The organism is Thalassotalea euphylliae (genome assembly GCF_042682785.1).
Lineage (GTDB): Bacteria > Pseudomonadota > Gammaproteobacteria > Enterobacterales > Alteromonadaceae > Thalassotalea_F > Thalassotalea_F euphylliae.
Genome location: NZ_JBHUIB010000003.1, coordinates 788,542 through 807,066, shown reverse-complemented (window position 1 = coordinate 807,066; position 18,525 = coordinate 788,542). Strand labels below are relative to the sequence as shown.

Here is an 18,525-nt window from a genome sequence, read left to right as displayed (position 1 = left end):
TACTGCAATAGTGGACAAGACCTCGAAGATGCGAATTTATATTCAGCTTTTTTTGAATTAGTTATATCAACCACCTGTTAGCTGCCGCGACGTTTGAATATCTCCGATATGGTAATAAGCGACAATCTTTTGAATTTTATCATTTTTTGCGTAATACCATTCACTTACATTCAACTCAAAGTCGTCCTGTTTGGCAACGTAACGAACACAAGCCTTTTCACCACATGTTATCGCGTCGATAATTGAGAAGGTGTAACCAAGAAATTTGTCTTCGTTACTTTGCACTAAAGCAAGGTATGTTTTTTTACCGGAAATTTCTCCGAACGGACTTTCGTGTATAAAGTCTTCAGTAATAGGAAGATTGGTATAGTCACCAGTCTCCCATTTATGAAACCACTCGTTTATTAACTGTTGTATATGCATAAGAATAAGCTGATAGCGTTTTACTATCAGCTTAGCTGATTTACGCCATAACATTTATCGATGGAATCACTTCTTCCAATAATGAAAAAGTATCATCGAGCACTGATTTAGAGGGGCCGTTTTCAAGTTGACTAAGTAAACTGTTTACTTTTGCTTTTTGTTGTTCAGTTAAATCATCCGAGTCACTGAGACTTTCAAGTAGACTATCGAGTGTATTTGATTGGCTATTAAACTGACCAAATGATTGCTGACCGCTCATCGCTTCCATCTTTTCCATGCGCTTTTCCATAGCGGCCTGATGCTCAGCTGTGGTTACTTCTCCATTACCATCAGTATCCAGTTTTGCGAACTTTTCTTGCAGCTTTGATAAATCGGCACCTTCTGGTGCGCTAGCTGCCATTTCTTCGATAGTTAGGCCACCACTGCCATCGACATCAGCATTAGTGAATCGTTCCTGCATTTGCTCTTGGGTTGGCGCCATAGGTGGACGTATTGCCATTGAACCTGACACATTCATGTTGCTTCTCCTTTTTAATTAAAAGCAATACTAGTGAGGCAATTAAAAGACCATGTGTACATGTAAGCAGCCGTATTTACATAGTACTGACAAAACTATAGAAATCTTTATATAGGTAAATATTTCTTAATGAGGTTGAGTGGGTTTAGTTACGTTTCTTTAGGACACAGGCTCTAAAAGGAGATTTGTTTTTTCTAGTTGTGCATCAACGCGAGCGATAAACGGCAAATATTGCCACTTAGTTTGTCTTTGACTTCAAAGAGTGCAATTTTAACGTTGTAACCGTTAATTACAGTGAATTCTTTAGGGCATAAAAAAGCCCGCAAAAAGCGGGCCTCTAGCGTAGGTTAACGTTTGCTTAGTAAGCAGCGTTTTTCGGTGTGCGCGGGAATGGAATAACGTCACGCACGTTAGCAACACCTGTAGCGTATGAAATCAGACGTTCAAAACCTAGACCAAACCCAGCATGTGGCATTGTCCCGTAACGACGTAGATCGCGATACCAACTTAAATGTTCACCATCAACACCCATATCAGCCATACGCTTATCTAACACATCTAAACGTTCTTCACGTTGCGCACCACCAATGATTTCACCAATTCCTGGCGCTAAAATATCCATTGCTGCTACCGTTTTACCATCATCGTTTAGACGCATGTAGAATGCTTTGATGTCTTTCGGATAGTTTTGCAGCACAACTGGACCACCAACATGCTCTTCCGCAAGGTAACGTTCATGCTCAGAGTTTAAGTCGATCCCCCAAGAAACAGGGTTTTCAAATTTCTTACCGCAGTTTTCTAGGATTTCGATCGCGTCAGTGTAATCCATACGAACAAAGTCATTTTCAATCACAGCCTTTATACGGTTGATACAGTCTTTATCAACACGCTGCTCAAAGAATGCCATATCGTCAGCACGCTCTTCTAATAGTGCTTTTAATACATACTTCAGCATGTCTTCAGCAAGGTTTGCGGCATCTGATAAATCAGCAAATGCAATCTCAGGCTCAACCATCCAGAATTCAGCTAAATGGCGAGAAGTGTTTGAGTTTTCAGCACGGAAAGTAGGGCCGAATGTATAAACCTTAGAAAGGGCGCTACAGTATGTTTCAACGTTTAACTGACCAGATACGGTTAGAAATGATTCTTGACCAAAAAAGTCTTCACTGTAATCTACTTCGCCTTTTTCGGTACGTGGTAAGTTTTCCAAGTCTAGCGTGCTTACACGGAACATTTCACCTGCACCTTCAGCATCACTTGCCGTGATTAAAGGCGTTGCTACCCAAAGATAACCACGTTCATGGTAAAAACGGTGAATAGCTTGAGATAAACAGTTACGCACACGTGCAACGGCACCACCTAAGTTTGTACGTACACGAAGATGTGCATTTTCACGCAAGAACTCAACACTGTGACGCTTGGCAGCCATTGGGTAAGTGTCAGGATCATCAACATATCCGAGTACTTCAACGTTTGTTGCTTGTATTTCGAATGCTTGACCTTGACCTTGAGACTCAACAAGCGTGCCTGTGACTTTTACTGATGCGCCAGTAGTTAGTTTTAAGACTTCTTCTTCGTAATTATTCAGATCATTCGGTACAACAGCTTGGATGGCGTCGAAACATGAACCATCGTGAATAGCTAAAAATGAGATACCTGCTTTTGAATCACGACGTGTGCGGATCCAACCGTGAACAGTGATCTCTTCGTTAACAGGGAACTTGCCTGCTAATACATCAGTAATAGAAATAACTGACATTGAATGACCTCTTTATGATTGTGTTTAATACTTAATTTTAGGGCGTATTATGTTAACGTGACTATTATGTTTAACAAGTAAAAATTAACGAATAATCGTAATTAATTCAGTATTTGTAGGCCATATTGAGAGATGATGGATAAAAAGGAAAAATGGCAGGGGCCTGACAGGCGAAAAAACAAAGATATCTGGGTGGTCATTTTTCAACGTTTATCGCTTATCGGCTGGAGTATGTTTACGGTTGCACTTGTTGTTTCATTTTATGCCGCACCAGAAAAAGAGTATGGCATTACACGTTATTTTGGTATCGAAGTAAGAGATTATTGGGAGTCGCCATTAACGGACTATTTATATGGCCTTTTATGGGTAACAGCTTTGTTTAGCCTAGCCGCGCTCATTATCAGCCATTTTCGAACGCGTAGGGCAACAGACAATAAATACTACAACTTAACGTTACTCTTTATTGTCTGTCTCGCTTGGGTCATTTATATAGCGCGTCACGCGTATTGGTAGTAGTTAAGCGATAATGCTCAAATTACGCGTTGAAACAGTCGTCACTATCAAGTGCTATGTTAATCGCAGCAACTAATTGTTGAAGCTCCCCATCAGTCATTACGTAAGGGGGCATTAAGTAAATTAACTTGCCAAATGGACGTATCCACACGCCATGTTCGACGAATAACGCTTGAATGACTGGCATATTTACCGCGTGACTTGCTTCAACAACACCTATAGCACCCAACACTCTAATGTCATTGACCCGTTTGTGGCTTTTCAATGGAGAAAGTAGCGCGTTCAACTGCAGCTCTATGTTTGCTACCTGATCTTGCCATTGGTCTTCCATTAACAACGCTATGCTTTCATTCGCAACCGCACATGCAAGTGGATTACCCATAAACGTTGGTCCATGCATAAAACAGCCAGCTTCACCATTACTGATAACCTCGGCAACTTTTTTTGTCGTCATTGTTGCCGCTAAGGTCATATAACCACCAGTAATGGCTTTACCTAAGCACATAATATCCGGAGTTATATCTGCCCAATCACAGCCAAACCATTTGCCCGTTCGTCCAAAACCCGTAGCAATTTCATCGCAAATCAGCAAAACATCGAACTTGTCACACAACCGACGACACGCTTTGAGGTATTCAGGATGATACATCCTCATGCCACCAGCCCCCTGTACTATCGGTTCGATTATAAAAGCTGCGATATGCTGATGATGGTTTTTAAATAACGTTGTTAATTCTTTGATGTGGCTATCGTCCCACTTTTCACCGAAAGCAGGTGTGGGCGTTGGCGCAAAAAGGTGTTGTTGCATGCTTTCTTTAAAAATATGATGCATGCCATTAACGGGATCGCAAACTGACATAGCAGCGAAAGTGTCACCATGATAGCCGTTTCTAACCGTTAACAATTTTGATTTTTCGGATTTACCGAGGCTTTGCCAATACTGGAATGCCATCTTAATCGCAACTTCAACCGATACCGAACCACTGTCAGCAAGAAATACTTTTTCTAGTCTGTCTGGGGTTAACGTAATAAGTTTGCGACATAAATCTATAGCAGGTTGATGGGTAATACCGCCGAACATGACATGAGAAACGTTGTCTACTTGGTTTTTAATCGCTGCGTTTAGGCGAGGGTGATTATAACCATGAACTACAGCCCACCAAGAAGACATGCCATCTATGACTTCTTTACCATCATCTAACGTTAACGTGCATTGGTGAGCAGACTTTACCTTGTAACTGGGTAATGGATTTGTCATTGAGGTATACGGATGCCAAATATGGGCTTTATCGAAGTCGATATCATTAGTACATATATTGTTCATATGTAAACTCTACTTGCTGGTCTGCGTTGACAACTTGAATAAGGCGGCTAGACTACCCGTAATTTATAACGCTTGCAAACAAGAAAAGACAGGTAGTAATTCCACATGAATCAGTCAGGACAAGTACGACACAATTGGACCATCGAAGAAGTTAATGCGCTTTTTAATAAGCCGTTTAACGACTTGATGTTCGAGGCGCAAACTGTTCATCGTCAACATTTTAACCCGAATGAAGTTCAGGTAAGTACGCTGCTTTCAATTAAAACAGGTGCATGCCCAGAAGACTGTAAATACTGTTCTCAAAGTGCGCGCTATAAAACGGGCCTTGAAAAAGAACGTTTAATTGAAGTGGAAAAAGTACTTGAGGCAGCTAAACAAGCAAAAGCACAAGGATCTACTCGCTTCTGCATGGGCGCTGCTTGGCGTAACCCTAAAGAACGTGACATGCCATATGTATTAGAGATGGTTAAAGGTGTTAAAGCCATGGGTATGGAAACCTGTATGACATTGGGCATGCTATCAAAGGATCAAGCAGACTCATTACAAGATGCGGGGCTTGATTACTACAATCACAATTTAGATACCTCTCCAGAGCATTACAACCAAATTATTACAACACGTACCTATCAAGATCGTTTAGATACGCTGGATAATGTGCGTTCAGCAGGTATGAAAGTATGTAGTGGTGGTATTGTTGGTTTAGGTGAAAAAGCAAATGATCGAGCATCATTATTAGCTCAGCTAGCAAATTTATCACCTCAACCGGAGAGTGTACCCATTAATATGCTCGTAAAAATTGATGGTACGCCGTTAGCGGACGTTGCTGATTTAGATGAATTCGACTTTATCCGCTGTATTGCAGTTGCTCGAATTATGATGCCTAAAAGCCATGTACGTTTATCAGCTGGCCGCGAGGCAATGAATGAACAAATGCAAGCTATGTGTTTCCTAGCAGGCGCTAATTCCATTTTCTATGGATGTAAGTTGTTAACTACGTCTAACCCAGAAACCAATGCAGACATGATGCTATTCAAAAAATTGGGCATCAATACCGAGACAATTGAGAGCTCTGTAGATGATGGGAGTGAACAACGTAAAATCCACACTGCGTTGAGCGATAAAGCTAACAGCGACTTATTTTACAACGCTGCCAATTAGTTTTTTGCGCATGCGTGATCATATCCGTCAAGTTGTCGGTGACATCAAAAAAGAAAGCCGTTATAGACAGCGTGTAACATTAAATGGAGTTGCTGGTTCCAAAATAATTGTCGATGGCGAGGAGTATATGAACTTCTCGTCGAACGACTATCTTGGTTTAAATAACCACCCGGACATATTGTCTGCACTTCAATTTGGTGCTCAAAACTATGGGGTATCTAGCACTGCCTCGAGCTTAGTTACAGGCTATAACTATGCACATGCTGCTTTAGAAGCAGAAATTTGCGACTGGTTGAATCGAGATAAAGCATTACTGTTTACTAGTGGCTTCGCTGCAAATGTCGCTTTAATGCATGCATTCGGATTAAAAGATTCGTTGTTGCTACTGGATAAATTGTCGCACGCGTCTATTATTGATGGGGCATTCACAAGCCAAGCACAAGTGAAACGTTATCTTCACAATGATTATCAGCAGCTAACCTCTCATTGTCTAAAAAATACGGATAAAAAGCTCGTTGTAGCGACTGAAGCTATTTTTAGTATGGACGGTGATCAAACTGACACTGGGAAAATTGCAGAAATAGCAAAACACTACAATGCACTTTCTATTGTGGATGAAGCTCACAGTATTGGAGTGAAAGGATTGTGCGGCCAAGGATGCAGTCATAAAGATGTCGATATCATTATGGCCACATGCGGTAAAGCATTAGCAACATCTGGCGCGTTTATCGCTTGTGATAGTGAACTCCAAGAATATTTAGTGAATGTAGCTCGGCACTACATATACTCAACGGCCATTTCGCCTGCAGTTGCCTGGGCGACAAAAAAGAGTATAGAGATTGTTAGAAAAGAAAATTGGCGACGGGATAACATAAATTCACTGTCGTTTTTGTTTAAAAATTTACTTGATAAAAAAATTAACTTGCTACCAACATCATCTTCTATACATGCCATTAATGTTGAAAAAGAAGAAGCTGCTTTATTAGCAAGCGAAAAGCTAAAAGAAAAAGGAATTTGGGTGACAGCTATACGCCCACCAACGGTCCCAAAAGGAACTTCGCGGTTACGTGTTACCATCTGCGCTAATCATAAAGAAAAAGATATCAAGTACTTAGCAGATTGTATAAATGAGGTTCTGGTTTAAATGCCAAATACGAAAAATCGTATCAAGATTGCAAAATCATTCGATTTAGCGATTAATTCTTACGATGTATCAGCGCGTTTACAGCGCTACACAGGTAAACATTTAATGCCTTGGTTACCCAATAAAAATGATCTTACGGTGATTGATTTAGGTTGTGGTACAGGTTTTTTCTCAGAGATACTAGCTAGCCGATACCAGAGTGTAATCGGTGTCGATATTTCAAATAAAATGCTTAACTTTACCCGTGAAAACAGAAATAAAGATTTAAGATTGGTCGCTGGTGATGCGTATCATTTGCCTTTCAGAGATAATTCCATAGATTTAATCTACTCAAATTTGGTCATTCAGTGGTGCGATCCCCTCGAGCATGCAGTGGAAGAAATCATGCGCGTGTTAAAGCCAGGTGGAACCTTTGTGTTTACAACCTTACTAGATCAAACGCTCAGTGAATTAAAGTCAGCGTGGTCACAGGTTGATGATGACAAGCATGTCATTGACTTTAAACGAGACATCGAAGTGCTTGGCGCTTTTCAAAAAGAAAATAGCACTATGCTGGAATACAAAGTTCAAGATGTCGTGCTTGAATATGAAAACGTAATTCACTTAGCTCGTGAATTAAAAGGGTTAGGTGCTAATCATGTTCCTAAGAAGGCGAACAGAGGTTTGGCAGGAAAAGAAAAATGGCAAAAAATGACGAAAGCCTATGAAGACTTCATTGAGCCAACGGGAATTTATCCGGCAACCTATAAAGTATTTTCAGGAGTCGCAGTAAAACTCAATGACTAAACATATCTTTGTAACCGCTACAGATACAGACGCAGGCAAAACGTTAGTAGCAAGTGCATTAGTACAAAAACTTACTAAAACAAATAAAGTAGCTGTTTTCAAACCCATAAGCGCAGGCTGTGAGAATGTTGATGGAGAATTACAAAACGGTGATGCTATTGAGTTACGCAAAAGCAGCAATTGCGGTCAAACCCTGTCATCAGTTAACCCAATAGCATTTAAAGATCCAATCGCGCCTCATATAGCCGCTAATGCGAGCAATGTGTCGATTACGACGCGAGACATTATTCAGCATTTCAATAGCATCGCTATGTACCAACCGGATATTATCGTTTCGGAAGGTGCGGGTGGATGGAGACTCCCAATAGGAAACGGGGATTACTTGTCGTCATTCGCACAACAAAGCTGTCAAGACGTTGTACTAGTTGTCAATATGAAACTTGGTTGTTTAAACCATGCGTTGCTTACCTTTGAAGCGATAAAAAGTGACGGTCTAGAATGTGTAGGTTGGATAGCGAACTGTATTGAAAATATGGATGTTCAAACAGAAAATATAAATGAATTAAAACGTCTACTGCCGGCCCCTTGTCTTGGCGTAGTGCCGAGAGTAAAAGATGCAGTAGAAGCGTCTGAGTATATATCCACTCCTAATTTATAATAAAAAAGGCTCTTCGCTATAAGAGCCTTTTTTACATTTGCTAATTCATTTATCAACAAATGCCTAATTGTTCAAACAAACTTGGTTTAGCTCTTTCTCAATTCTGCGATACAAGCCTGCGCAATAAACCCTGAACGCGATTTATAGTCATCTGATTTACTCACCCGATCATCGATTTGTTTTATTAACAGTTCAGGTAGGGTGACATTGATCTTATGGCTTTTTCCTAAAAAGGGCGTGATATCAATCTCAACTAACCCCCAAACTTCACCAACTATTTTCCTGGTGTTCAATGTCTCGATAGATGATGCTGGTGGTATCGCTTCACCATATTCAGCCAAAATCATTAAGTGAGACGCTATGGCGTCTTTCACATCACCGAAGCTTTTCTCAATGGATTCGCTTTGTACAGAGCATCCTGGCAAGTCAGGAACCATCACCATGTACTGACCATTTTCATTTTTTGAAATATTGATGGGGTAGTTCATTTATTTCTCCAATTTCACATAAAAACACAATAACCCCTATAACCCTGAAAGTAAACACCTTTAATAACCCCGGTAACTCCCTAATGAGCTTTGGCGATAACCCTGGTAACCCTTACAATAAAATCAATGATAACCCCGACAACTCCATTGTGATTTGGTGTAAGTGTTTACTGTTGTTAAGAAACTTAAATTAATTAATCGTGCTCTTTGCTAATAGCAAAGTGCAAAATTTACTATCGTCGGTAAGTACTAAGGGGTATTAGAGTTATTTATGTCAAAGTATGCTGGCAAAGAAAGACTCAATTAGAGGCTTAAATTGGTGTAAGCGAATGGTTCGAAAATAAAAAAGCCCCTAAAAAGGGGCTGTAAAATAGCTAGCAAAAAAGTAATAGCACTTAAAAATTGCTGAGGAAGTAAGGGATCATTAATGCATTTGCTAAGTCGATAAAGAACGCGCAAACCAAAGGGACAACGATAAACGCAACTGCAGAATTACCATACTTATTTGAGACAGCTGACATATTTGCCATTGCTGTTGGTGTGGAGCCTAAAGATATGCCACCGAAACCAGAACAAATAACAGCAGCATCATAGCTCTTCCCCATAACCCTAAACACAATAAAAATATTCACTAAAATTGCTACAATAAATTGAGCACCTAAGATGGCGATAATTGGCCCAGCTAAGTCGACTAATACCCAAAGTTGCATGCTCATTAGCGACATCGATAAGAAGGTACCTAAAGAAATTTCAGCAATTAGATGAATCGCTGGTGTCCTGCTCGGCCATTTCATGCCACTGATACGTTTGCGATTCGCAGGAATTACGTTAGTGAGAATAATACCTGCAAATAAGCAACTGACGAAGAAGGGCAACTGCAATCCTGTCGCTTCTATCGCTCGATCTAAAAATAACCCCAAGAAGATTGTGAAATGAATAGCTAAAATAGCGTCTAAGAATTCATAACTCGTTATACGTTTATTTTCATCTTCAGACACATTATCTGGGGACGCTAAATCTTCTTGGTTCGGTTTTAAGTCATATTTAGTGATGAGGTATTTCGCAATAGGGCCACCCATAATACTTGCTAATATAAGACCAAATGTGGCACATGCAATACCCATTTCTACAGCGCTATCTATACCAAACTCTTCTTTAATTTGTGGAGCCCAAGCTATTGCAGTGCCGTGCCCGCCAATAAGAGAAACAGAGCCACCCAGCAAACCAACTGCGCTTTCTAAATCAAAAGCCTTTGCAACAGATATACCCGTAAGGTTTTGAATAGCCATGTAGCCAATAGTGACAACTAAAAGAATAACAAGTGGTTTACCACCTTTTAGTAAATCTTTTAAATTTGCATTTAAACCAATGGTGGTAAAAAAGTAGATGAGTAATAGGTTTCTTGCAGCCAAATCAAATTCAACTTCTACGGCAAAAACGGCGTAAATTAGTGTAAGAAGTATGGAAACCACAATGCCACCGCTAACAGGCTCAGGAATACTAAATTCACTAAGCAAACGGTAGCGTTGATTCAACTGTCGGCCTAAAAATAAAACGATGATGCCAAAACTAACGGCATGGAATGCATGCATCTTTAGTACACCATCAATGAGTTCAAATCCCATAATATCCTCTTTTTATTCACTAAATTCCTTACAGTAACCTGTACAAGTTAGGTGATAAAAGCAACTAAAACAATTAAAAATGTAGAACTAAAGAATAACCAATCAATAAAAACAGAAATGTGTTAATACGTTAAAGTTTTATGTGATTTTGAAAGGCAAGCGAACAAAGTGGTTACACGGCAATAAGGCTTAAATAGGATTTAATTTAGAAAAACTTCATTGCTGTAACAGTTGTACGGTATCGGGGCTTATAGAATACCGCTCAAATATTTATCGAAGAGTTACCAACTAAATATGATTTCTTTTGATTTAGAAAATGGTGTGTTAACCGAGGAAGAAGAGCAGTTTCTAGAGTTCTCGCTATCAGCTAGTGAAGTAGAAATTGCTTTAAAAGACGAAGAAGATGCCGAGTAAGCAAATAAAGAAGGAGTGGTCGGGATAGCAGGACTTGAACCTGCGACCTCACGTCCCCCAGACGCACGCGCTACCAGACTGCGCTATATCCCGATGTGCTTGGTATATTACCGCGAAAAATGGCATTTGCAATGCCACTTTCACGAATAATTAACTAAACGAACAATTATTGAACGCTTTGATTATTTTGACTAAATTGCTTGATGAAATGAACACCATCAATCATGAGTGGAAAATCTGAGCTTACCGTAATTGGCGCTGCAAGTTGCCTAGAATAGCTTTGGAAATTTCCATTTTGATCAATAAATACAGATTTGTCTTTGTTGAAAACAACGATGCCTTGATCAACCGTATTCGCTATTACGCGATCTTCATTTAGTCCCAATAGACTTTTACCTGCCGACAAGTGTGCAACGTCATCACAGGCTAACCATTCTTTTAACAGCGTTGGAACGATATCCATATGGCTCGTTAATTTATCTATTTGCTTAGTTTTATTATGAGGCCAAACTAACAGGGTTGGCTTAATAGCTAATCTCGTATTGAGGTTTTGGTTACCAACTGACGTAATAATTATATTGTCTTTTTGCGGTTTTAGTTTTTGTGAAAGCAGCAGCGCATCAATAAACAACTCAACTTCATAATTGGTGTCACTGTCGAAATAAAACACATGAAGGCCTGACGGTAACTTAGAGAGTGAACGGTCGAAAATTAAAGGTGAAATGTTTTCTACTTGTTGTTGTTTATCAAAGTTCTCAGTTAACCAGGCTATGCTTTCATTTTTAGAACCATTTCCTATCGTAGTAAATGACGACGCCAATTCATTGTTTTTAAGCGCTTGGAACAGCACAGATGATGCATTATTTTCTTTAATGGCAGACTGATAAATCGTTGGCAAACCATAGAAAAGGTTAAACCACGCATTTTCTGGTTGCGCATTATCTACGTGGTGGCTAAGCAATATCGTTGATGTGCTTGAACGTTGCTGAAACTGAGAAATCTGCTCATCTGTCAGCATCGCCTTTGTTAACACAATATATGTTTTTTGCGACAGTTGTTCAGCACTACATTGGCCGATTGTAGGATAAATTGGCATTGGATCATTGAACGACAGTGGACTTGTTTTACGCTCTAGATAATCCGTTTTGTTAAATAAGCCATATTTCGTTAAAAGTGTTTTTGCCGTAGTAGGGTACGACAAAGGCAAAATCGTGTCTTGTTTTAATACGTCATATTCTAAATTTGCGTCAGCCCAAATATGCATTAAGTGACTAGCAAAAAAACATGTGACGAATCCAAACACTACGAATTTTGGAAAGACTGTTTTTTGCAGTTGCTTAAGGTGTTTCCATGCATAATTACTGGCAACAAGCTCAAAGGTTAATATAAACAGCGTAAGAATAATGGTGATAAACCAAAATGTGCGTCTGTCCTCGCTAATCTCTGCTGAAATAAGCTGAATAATTTGACCAGCTGAACTCGCATTAATATGGTAGCCCAAACGGTTATATACAAATGCGTCGAGTAACAGAAGAAGGAGAACTACCGTAAAGGTTATCGAAGCAAACGCCCTTATAAACCGAGTTCGAGGAAAGAGCAGGGTTAAAGGAAAGACCGTTAACACAAACGTGATAAACGTCAGGAAAGCCATGTGGCTCAACCAGGTAGTTCCTAAGTAAAGATATCCCGTGAAAGTTTCCGGCGATGCTTCATTTATAAGGTAAACAGACGATAAAACTATTGCTGCAATAATATTGAAGAAGGTGAACCAGTGGCCCCAACTAATCAAGTGCAGTAGCTTTTTACTGTAAGGTTTCGTTTCGAATGACACCATTTATCGGCTAACTCTGCTGTTATTGTTATTTTTGTACAGATTGTTTTAATGCTTTTGCGAAGTTTTCAACGATTGCTTCACGCTGTTCTGCAGGCACTTGTTGATTAACCACTTCTGTTATGGTGTTGCCTAAGCACATTAAAGATAAATCAGCTCCTGCTTTTTCTTCAATTAATACGTTTAACAGGTTATCGATAATTTTTTCTACACGTTCGTTAGAATACTTAGATACAATAGGCATAATTTTCTAATTGTCATTGATAGTTAGCTAAGTTTATCAAAAGCATAATCATTATCATACCGACCATTTATTATGAGCTTAATAATTTCAAACATAGCCCTGCATTTTCTCACAAAGAAAGAAGAAACAGGCGAAGTCATTATCCGGTTTGGCCCAGAGTCAATCGACGTAAGTGATAGAATTCAAAACTTTGTGGAGTCTCTTCACAGTATTTATAACAAAAAGGGAAATAAAGGCTACGGCCATTTCTCTACAATGCCAGCAGAAGGTGACGAAGCACGTTTTGTTGACATCATGGAAAGCTATTTAGGTGAAAACCAAAGTTTCAACGCTTTCAGCCAACAAGCCACCAATTTACTTAAGAATGAACTTACTAAATATGACCTAGCGGAAACGGGTTATTTAGTGCTTTGTCATTACGAACACATGGGTGGACGTTACTTAATCGCTGCAATTATTCCTATTTCTGAGCACTATTCGGTAGATAGTGAACTCAACATCTCAGCCAATCAACATTTAGATACGGACAAACTCCAGTTAGCAGCGCGTATTGATTTGTTTGATTACCAGCAAAATGCCTCTGGTGACCGCTATGTTACGTTTATCCGAGGTCGTGCTGGTCGTAAAGTGTCAGACTTTTTCCTAGATTTTTTAGGCTGTGAAGAAGGCGTAGACGCTAAGGCACAAACACAAAATCTTGTGAATGCGGTAGAAGACTATGTTGCATCAAATCAATTAGATGCTGAAGAAAAGCAACAAACGCGAAAAGAGCTTTTAAGCTATTGTAAAGAGCAAAAAGAGTCTGATCAGGAAGTGTCTCTTAAAGAAGTAGACAAAATGGTCTCTAAAGACGATGGCGGCGAAAGCTTCTATGAGTTTTGCCAAACCCAAGAATACGATATAGAAGAAAGCTTCCCGCATGACCAAGCTGTTGTCAATAAAGTAACGAAGTATTCGGGTTATGGCGCAGGCATTAGCATCAGCTTTGAACGTAGTCACTTTGGCCAAGATGTAGTGTATAATGCCGCCAATGACAGCCTTACTATCTATAAGGTTCCACCTAATCTCAAAGAACAATTATTACAGTTACTTAAGAACGAAGAATAATTGCAAGCAACTGAAGGATATTTCATGACTCAATTAACCATTACTCGCCCAGATGATTGGCACGTTCACCTTCGTGATGGAGACGTTTTACCAAATACAGTTGCAGATATTAGTCGTTATTTTGGCCGCGCTATTGTTATGCCCAACTTAGTGCCGCCAGTAACCAACGCGAAACTAGCAACCGAATACCATGAGCGCATTATGGCTGCCAAGCCGAGAGAAGGCTTCCAGCCTTTAATGGTGCTATATCTAACTGACAAAACGACACCTCAAGACATTATCGATGCAAAACAAAGTGGTTTGGTTTTCGCGTGTAAATTATACCCAGCAGGTGCAACAACAAACTCTGATTCTGGTGTCACCGATGTCAATAACATCAGCGATGTACTAGCTGAAATGGAAAAACAAGGTATTTTGCTTCTCGTACATGGTGAAGTAACGGATAGCCATATTGATATTTTTGATCGCGAAGCAGAATTTATTGAAAATATTCTTAAGCCGCTTGTCGCTAAACATCCAACCTTAAAAGTGGTACTTGAACATATTACCACCAAGAACGCGGTTGATTTTGTTAAAGAATCTGGTGAAAACGTAGCAGCAACAATTACCGCTCACCATTTACTGTACAACAGGAATCATATGTTAGCGGGTGGCATAAGACCACACTTTTACTGTTTACCTATTCTAAAACGCAATATTCACCAACAAGCGCTTGTTGAGGCAGCAACAAGTGGCAATGAGAAATTCTTTTTAGGTACCGACAGTGCTCCGCATCCAAAACATGCTAAAGAAAGCTCATGTGGTTGTGCAGGTTCATATACTGCACATGCTGCAATAGAGCTTTATGCGGAAGTCTTTGAGCAAGAAAATGCATTAGATAAGCTAGAAGGTTTCGCTAGTAAGAATGGTCCTCGTTTTTATGGATTACCAGAAAACACTGACAGTATCACTATTGAAAAAGCAAATTGGGACGTACCAGAAACCATGGCATTCGGTAACGATGTTGTTGTGCCAATTAAAGCCGGTGAACAAATCCAGTGGCGCGTAGTTAACAAGTAGGGCACGTACGTGAAATTATTCGTTAATGATTTAACCGTAATAGATTTTTCATACCTATGTGAAAAACGTGGCATTGTTGGTGAAAGCTGGATAGTGGATGTACTACTTGAAGGTGACTTAAACGCCATGAGTATGGTGCTAGACTTTGGTGTTGTTAAAAAACAAATCAAAGCCATTATAGATGATGCTGTAGACCATAAATTACTGCTAGCAACAGGCTCTAAGAAGTTACGCATAACCAACTCAGGTGCTCGACAAGACCATGAATACGTTGACTTTTATTCTGAAAGGGCCGCTTATTTTTTACAGTCACCTAAAGAAGCGTTCGCAAAAATTGAAAGTGATGAAATTTCGATTGATTCGGTCACTAAACACCTTCTAGACGTGATTATTGTCGAAATGCCTGAGAACGTTAGTGGCCTACATTTAACGCTTCGTCCGGAAAAAATCGAGGGTGATTTTTATCACTATACCCATGGTCTGAAAAAGCATGACGGTAATTGTCAACGTATTGCACATGGCCACCGTTCAACGATTCAAGTTTTAAATAACGGTAAACGTGACGCTTCAATCGAAAGGTATTGGTGTGACCGTTGGGAAGATATATACCTTGCAACCGATGATGACGAAATATCGCGCGATAAAATTGAGTTATCTGCACACGCACTTGAAGACTTAACTCCAGACCATCGCTATTTCTCTTATTATGCCCCTCAAGGACGATTTGATATTGCAGTTGAGGAAAAGGTATTAGAAGTGGTTGATTGTGATTCAACCGTAGAATTGCTGGCTGATTATATAGCAAGACAACTCAAAGCAATGCATATGGACAACGATATAACGGTTGTTGCGTTTGAAGGAGTAGGAAAAGGAGCTATTGCCGATGCTTAAAAAGTTATGCGTACTTGCTTCAATTTTAGTAGCAACTTCAGCGCACGCCACCCTCTCGCTTGAAGGTGAGTTTATTCAAGGCGGTTTGGTTGTCGGTAAAACGAAAGCTACAGACAAGGTGTACTTAAACGAAACGCCGCTTAAAGTGAGTAAAGACGGACGTTTTGCGTTTGGTTTTGGTCGAGATGACAGTAAAACCTATACGTTGAAAGTTATCGACAAAAACGGAAATGAAAATACAAAAAAAATAACACCTAAAAAGCGTGAGTATAAGATTCAACGTATCAATGGTATTAAAAAAAGTATCATGAACCCGAATCCAAAAAATGTAGCGCGTGCTAAAAAAGACAGCAAACAAGTTCGCGAAGCAAGAACAACGGATAGTGACTTAACTTACTTTAGTACTGGGTTTATTAAGCCTATTGATGGTGTTGTAACAGGTGTTTATGGTAGCCAGCGCGTATACAACGATGTACCTAAAACACCTCACTTTGGTATCGATTACGCAGGCAAGCAAGGTGATCCAGTTAAAGCACCAGCTTCAGGTAAAATCGTGCTAAATGTACCTGACATGTTCTATTCAGGTGGCACCATGATTATCGACCATGGCCATGGAATCACTTCAACATTTTTGCATTTGAGTGACAGTTATGTGAAAGTGGGTGATATCGTAAAACAAGGAGATGTTGTAGCAGCCGTCGGTTCAACCGGACGTTCAACGGGGCCACATCTAGATTGGCGAGTAAATTGGTTTCAAACTCGTCTAGACCCTGCATTAGCGTTGAAGGTGTCGCTAAACAATTAATTGAATGAGAATATTAGTTACTGCGTTACTCTTATTCCAAAGCTTCTCAATATCTGCAAATAATCAAAGCTTCTTGCTCGCCGGTTGGGAGCTTTGGTATCCCTATCAATATCATGATGAAAATAAACAACTCGTCGGCTTAGACATTGAGTCGTTTGAACTAATTGCTAATCAAGCTGGGTTCGAATATTCGCTAACGGAGCTCCCCTGGAAGCGCCATTTAAATATGATAAAAGCAGGGCAGATGGATATCGCTATGGGTGCTTCAATATCGGATGAACGACGAGAATATGCCTATTTTACACTGCCATACCGAAAAGAAATCGTTAATTTGGTTGTATTAAAAGGCGCTACAGAACGAATAAAGCTTAAGACACTATCAGATCTTATCGACAGCCCTTATTTCATTGGGGTTGAAGGTGGCTATTACTACGGTAAAAATTACGAAAAACTCATTACTGACTCTGCATTTCGTGATCATATTAGCGAAGTAATAGACCTTGAAGAAAATGTGACTATGTTATTAAAAGGGCACTTAGATGGCTTTTTAGTAGACCCGATCACCTTAAATTCGTTTGTTCATAAATATAAATTGCAGGGGAAATTTGAAATACACCCCTTAGAAATATATGAAGACGACATCTTTATTATGCTCAGCAAAAAAACACGTTCACAACAAGACGTTGATCGTTTTAACAATGCCATTAAGACATTGAAAGAAAATGGAAAGTTGAAAAAGATTGTAGAAAAGTGGCAGTTAGAAAGGTAACGCTTTCGCTGCTTTTTTCTTAGCATGTTCAGCACGTCGGTCGTAGTTTTTAGTGGTTTCTACCGATGAATGTCCCATTAAATCCTGCACCAAGAAAACGTCTTCACCATTTTCTAATAGTTTTGTAGCAAAGGTTCTACGCAAGTCATGCGGCGTTAAACGTTTTAAACCTGCTTCTTTATAACGACGGATAATAATGTCGTAAATTGTTTGGCCAGATATAGGTTCGTTAATTAAACGATTTCCTTTGCGAGCACGTTGGAAAAGCGGACCTGGTTCTAATCCACGCTCCATTAACCAGACATCGAGGATCTCAAGGATCCTATTATGCAGGGCGTTTACACGCTCTTTATTTCCTTTACCAATAACGCGCAACGAAGCTTCGCGAATATTAAGATCAGACAACATCAAACCAGCCGCTTCATGGCGGCGAAGTCCAGCACCATAAACTAAAGCAACAACAGCGGCATCACGCATTGCGATAACACCGTCTTGCATCATGCAATAATCAATAAGCTGATTAAGTTCATCTAGTTCAAGTGCGCGACCTTTAGTTGTGCGCGAACCTTTAACACGTTTAATTTCTTTTATGTGTTGATAGTCTTCAACGGAAATAAGTTTTTTTCGCCAAGCCTCTTTTCCAACACCTTTAAGCGCACTTAGATATACATTAATAGTCGCTGGTGATTTTCCTTCATCTGACAGCTGAGACAATAATAATAAAATATGCTGGTAGCTTAACTGAGACCAATCAACATCTTGATGACGTTTCTTTTTTTGAAATTTAAACGCTACAACATTTAGTAATGAGTCCATGGTAACTCGGCTTTGTTGTGACTGAAGCGACAATAGATAAATTTCAGAAGCTGTTTTATTTTCAAACATAAATCAACAATTTAGGGTGATTCTACGTGAATTCTGACGGGTAATAACACCCAAAACGCATCAGATTTCACGTAGCGTCACGCATTTAAAACTATAAACTAGGCTGTAAGCCCCGTATTATAAAG

At 39.7% G+C, this 18,525-nt stretch carries 19 protein-coding genes and 1 tRNA gene; 10 read left to right on the top strand and 10 right to left on the bottom strand.

Features of this window, described 5'->3' with window-relative positions:
* Positions 1-66: 66 nt before the first annotated feature.
* The 3 genes from ACFSJY_RS10930 to asnS all read right to left on the bottom strand — a co-directional run bounded on the left by ACFSJY_RS10930 (position 67) and on the right by asnS (position 2,699).
* Positions 67-423, bottom strand: a complete 357-nt coding sequence (locus ACFSJY_RS10930) for a nuclear transport factor 2 family protein (protein WP_386034151.1) — start codon at positions 421-423, stop codon at positions 67-69.
* A gap of 40 nt (positions 424-463) precedes the next feature.
* On the bottom strand, positions 464-940 hold the full coding sequence (locus ACFSJY_RS10925) for an EF-hand domain-containing protein (protein ID WP_386034149.1): 477 nt from the start codon (positions 938-940) through the stop codon (positions 464-466).
* 358 nt (positions 941-1,298) lie between these two features.
* On the bottom strand, positions 1,299-2,699 hold the full coding sequence (gene asnS, locus ACFSJY_RS10920) for an asparagine--tRNA ligase (protein WP_386034147.1): 1,401 nt from the start codon (positions 2,697-2,699) through the stop codon (positions 1,299-1,301).
* 132 nt (positions 2,700-2,831) lie between these two features.
* Here asnS and ACFSJY_RS10915 point away from each other — a divergent pair, with 132 nt between their 5' ends.
* Positions 2,832-3,212, top strand: coding sequence for a hypothetical protein (locus ACFSJY_RS10915; RefSeq protein ID WP_386034145.1), 381 nt, complete (start codon positions 2,832-2,834; stop codon positions 3,210-3,212).
* Positions 3,213-3,234: 22 nt separating this feature from the next.
* Here ACFSJY_RS10915 and bioA read toward each other — a convergent pair whose 3' ends face one another.
* On the bottom strand, positions 3,235-4,536 hold the full coding sequence (bioA, locus tag ACFSJY_RS10910) for an adenosylmethionine--8-amino-7-oxononanoate transaminase (protein WP_386034143.1): 1,302 nt from the start codon (positions 4,534-4,536) through the stop codon (positions 3,235-3,237).
* A 105-nt stretch (positions 4,537-4,641) separates the two neighbouring features.
* Between bioA and bioB the strand changes: the two genes are divergently transcribed.
* From bioB to bioD, 4 genes are read left to right on the top strand one after another with little or no spacing between them, the layout of a single operon-like run.
* Positions 4,642-5,694, top strand: a complete 1,053-nt coding sequence (gene bioB / locus ACFSJY_RS10905) for a biotin synthase BioB (RefSeq protein WP_386034140.1) — start codon at positions 4,642-4,644, stop codon at positions 5,692-5,694.
* A gap of 10 nt (positions 5,695-5,704) precedes the next feature.
* Positions 5,705-6,838 (top strand): aminotransferase class I/II-fold pyridoxal phosphate-dependent enzyme, encoded by a 1,134-nt coding sequence (locus tag ACFSJY_RS10900; RefSeq protein WP_386034138.1) that lies wholly within the window; start codon positions 5,705-5,707, stop codon positions 6,836-6,838.
* Positions 6,839-7,624 carry a malonyl-ACP O-methyltransferase BioC gene (bioC, locus tag ACFSJY_RS10895; RefSeq protein ID WP_386034136.1) on the top strand — a complete coding sequence of 262 codons (786 nt, stop codon included), beginning with the start codon at positions 6,839-6,841 and terminating at the stop codon, positions 7,622-7,624.
* On the top strand, positions 7,617-8,282 hold the full coding sequence (bioD, locus tag ACFSJY_RS10890) for a dethiobiotin synthase (protein WP_386034134.1): 666 nt from the start codon (positions 7,617-7,619) through the stop codon (positions 8,280-8,282). Before bioC ends, bioD begins: the two co-directional genes overlap by 8 nt.
* A gap of 86 nt (positions 8,283-8,368) precedes the next feature.
* On the opposite strand, the gene ACFSJY_RS10885 is transcribed toward bioD, so the two are convergent.
* The 5 genes from ACFSJY_RS10885 to ACFSJY_RS10865 form a co-directional block, all read right to left on the bottom strand.
* The gene (locus ACFSJY_RS10885; RefSeq protein ID WP_386034132.1) at positions 8,369-8,770 is read right to left on the bottom strand and encodes a type II toxin-antitoxin system HicB family antitoxin; all 402 of its coding nucleotides are present in this window, start codon (positions 8,768-8,770) and stop codon (positions 8,369-8,371) included.
* Positions 8,771-9,165: 395 nt separating this feature from the next.
* Positions 9,166-10,395 (bottom strand): sodium/glutamate symporter, encoded by a 1,230-nt coding sequence (gene gltS, locus ACFSJY_RS10880; protein WP_386034130.1) that lies wholly within the window; start codon positions 10,393-10,395, stop codon positions 9,166-9,168.
* 430 nt (positions 10,396-10,825) lie between these two features.
* A tRNA-Pro gene (locus ACFSJY_RS10875) sits at positions 10,826-10,902 on the bottom strand.
* 73 nt (positions 10,903-10,975) lie between these two features.
* Positions 10,976-12,643: a DUF3413 domain-containing protein gene (locus ACFSJY_RS10870; protein ID WP_386034128.1), complete on the bottom strand. Its 1,668-nt coding sequence runs from the start codon at positions 12,641-12,643 to the stop codon at positions 10,976-10,978.
* Positions 12,644-12,668: 25 nt separating this feature from the next.
* Complete coding sequence (locus ACFSJY_RS10865; protein WP_386034125.1) at positions 12,669-12,884, bottom strand: YejL family protein; 216 nt, start codon at positions 12,882-12,884, stop codon at positions 12,669-12,671.
* 72 nt (positions 12,885-12,956) lie between these two features.
* Here ACFSJY_RS10865 and yejK point away from each other — a divergent pair, with 72 nt between their 5' ends.
* The 5 genes from yejK to ACFSJY_RS10840 are packed head-to-tail and all read left to right on the top strand — an operon-like array spanning position 12,957 to position 17,515.
* Positions 12,957-13,991, top strand: a complete 1,035-nt coding sequence (yejK, locus tag ACFSJY_RS10860; protein ID WP_386034123.1) for a nucleoid-associated protein YejK — start codon at positions 12,957-12,959, stop codon at positions 13,989-13,991.
* Positions 13,992-14,015: 24 nt separating this feature from the next.
* Entirely contained in the window at positions 14,016-15,050 is a 1,035-nt protein-coding gene (gene pyrC / locus ACFSJY_RS10855) for a dihydroorotase (protein WP_386034121.1), read from the top strand.
* Positions 15,051-15,059: 9 nt separating this feature from the next.
* The gene (locus ACFSJY_RS10850) at positions 15,060-15,941 is read left to right on the top strand and encodes a 6-carboxytetrahydropterin synthase (protein ID WP_386034119.1); all 882 of its coding nucleotides are present in this window, start codon (positions 15,060-15,062) and stop codon (positions 15,939-15,941) included.
* The gene (locus ACFSJY_RS10845) at positions 15,934-16,746 is read left to right on the top strand and encodes a M23 family metallopeptidase (RefSeq protein ID WP_386034116.1); all 813 of its coding nucleotides are present in this window, start codon (positions 15,934-15,936) and stop codon (positions 16,744-16,746) included. The genes ACFSJY_RS10850 and ACFSJY_RS10845 overlap by 8 nt, the downstream gene beginning before the upstream one ends.
* Positions 16,747-16,750: 4 nt before the next feature.
* Positions 16,751-17,515, top strand: coding sequence for a substrate-binding periplasmic protein (locus ACFSJY_RS10840; RefSeq protein ID WP_386034114.1), 765 nt, complete (start codon positions 16,751-16,753; stop codon positions 17,513-17,515).
* Here ACFSJY_RS10840 and ACFSJY_RS10835 read toward each other — a convergent pair.
* Positions 17,504-18,400, bottom strand: coding sequence for a site-specific integrase (locus ACFSJY_RS10835; protein WP_386034112.1), 897 nt, complete (start codon positions 18,398-18,400; stop codon positions 17,504-17,506). The two genes, ACFSJY_RS10840 and ACFSJY_RS10835, sit on opposite strands and share 12 nt — an antisense overlap.
* Between the last annotated feature and the right edge of the window lie 125 nt (positions 18,401-18,525).

What these genes read in the sequence shown, in the direction of transcription:
- ACFSJY_RS10865 (WP_386034125.1), bottom strand. Translation starts at nt 12,884, where the DNA reads ATGCCTATTGTATCTAAGTATTCTAACGAACGTGTAGAAAAAATTATC.
- pyrC (WP_386034121.1), top strand. Translation starts at nt 14,016, where the DNA reads ATGACTCAATTAACCATTACTCGCCCAGATGATTGGCACGTTCACCTT.
- asnS (WP_386034147.1), bottom strand. Translation starts at nt 2,699, where the DNA reads ATGTCAGTTATTTCTATTACTGATGTATTAGCAGGCAAGTTCCCTGTT.
- bioD (WP_386034134.1), top strand. Translation starts at nt 7,617, where the DNA reads ATGACTAAACATATCTTTGTAACCGCTACAGATACAGACGCAGGCAAA.
- bioA (WP_386034143.1), bottom strand. Translation starts at nt 4,536, where the DNA reads ATGAACAATATATGTACTAATGATATCGACTTCGATAAAGCCCATATT.
- ACFSJY_RS10840 (WP_386034114.1), top strand. Translation starts at nt 16,751, where the DNA reads ATGAGAATATTAGTTACTGCGTTACTCTTATTCCAAAGCTTCTCAATA.
- ACFSJY_RS10925 (WP_386034149.1), bottom strand. Translation starts at nt 940, where the DNA reads ATGAATGTGTCAGGTTCAATGGCAATACGTCCACCTATGGCGCCAACC.
- ACFSJY_RS10930 (WP_386034151.1), bottom strand. Translation starts at nt 423, where the DNA reads ATGCATATACAACAGTTAATAAACGAGTGGTTTCATAAATGGGAGACT.
- bioC (WP_386034136.1), top strand. Translation starts at nt 6,839, where the DNA reads ATGCCAAATACGAAAAATCGTATCAAGATTGCAAAATCATTCGATTTA.
- gltS (WP_386034130.1), bottom strand. Translation starts at nt 10,395, where the DNA reads ATGGGATTTGAACTCATTGATGGTGTACTAAAGATGCATGCATTCCAT.
- bioB (WP_386034140.1), top strand. Translation starts at nt 4,642, where the DNA reads ATGAATCAGTCAGGACAAGTACGACACAATTGGACCATCGAAGAAGTT.
- ACFSJY_RS10900 (WP_386034138.1), top strand. Translation starts at nt 5,705, where the DNA reads ATGCGTGATCATATCCGTCAAGTTGTCGGTGACATCAAAAAAGAAAGC.
- ACFSJY_RS10915 (WP_386034145.1), top strand. Translation starts at nt 2,832, where the DNA reads ATGATGGATAAAAAGGAAAAATGGCAGGGGCCTGACAGGCGAAAAAAC.
- ACFSJY_RS10835 (WP_386034112.1), bottom strand. Translation starts at nt 18,400, where the DNA reads ATGTTTGAAAATAAAACAGCTTCTGAAATTTATCTATTGTCGCTTCAG.
- ACFSJY_RS10870 (WP_386034128.1), bottom strand. Translation starts at nt 12,643, where the DNA reads ATGGTGTCATTCGAAACGAAACCTTACAGTAAAAAGCTACTGCACTTG.
- ACFSJY_RS10845 (WP_386034116.1), top strand. Translation starts at nt 15,934, where the DNA reads ATGCTTAAAAAGTTATGCGTACTTGCTTCAATTTTAGTAGCAACTTCA.
- yejK (WP_386034123.1), top strand. Translation starts at nt 12,957, where the DNA reads ATGAGCTTAATAATTTCAAACATAGCCCTGCATTTTCTCACAAAGAAA.
- ACFSJY_RS10885 (WP_386034132.1), bottom strand. Translation starts at nt 8,770, where the DNA reads ATGAACTACCCCATCAATATTTCAAAAAATGAAAATGGTCAGTACATG.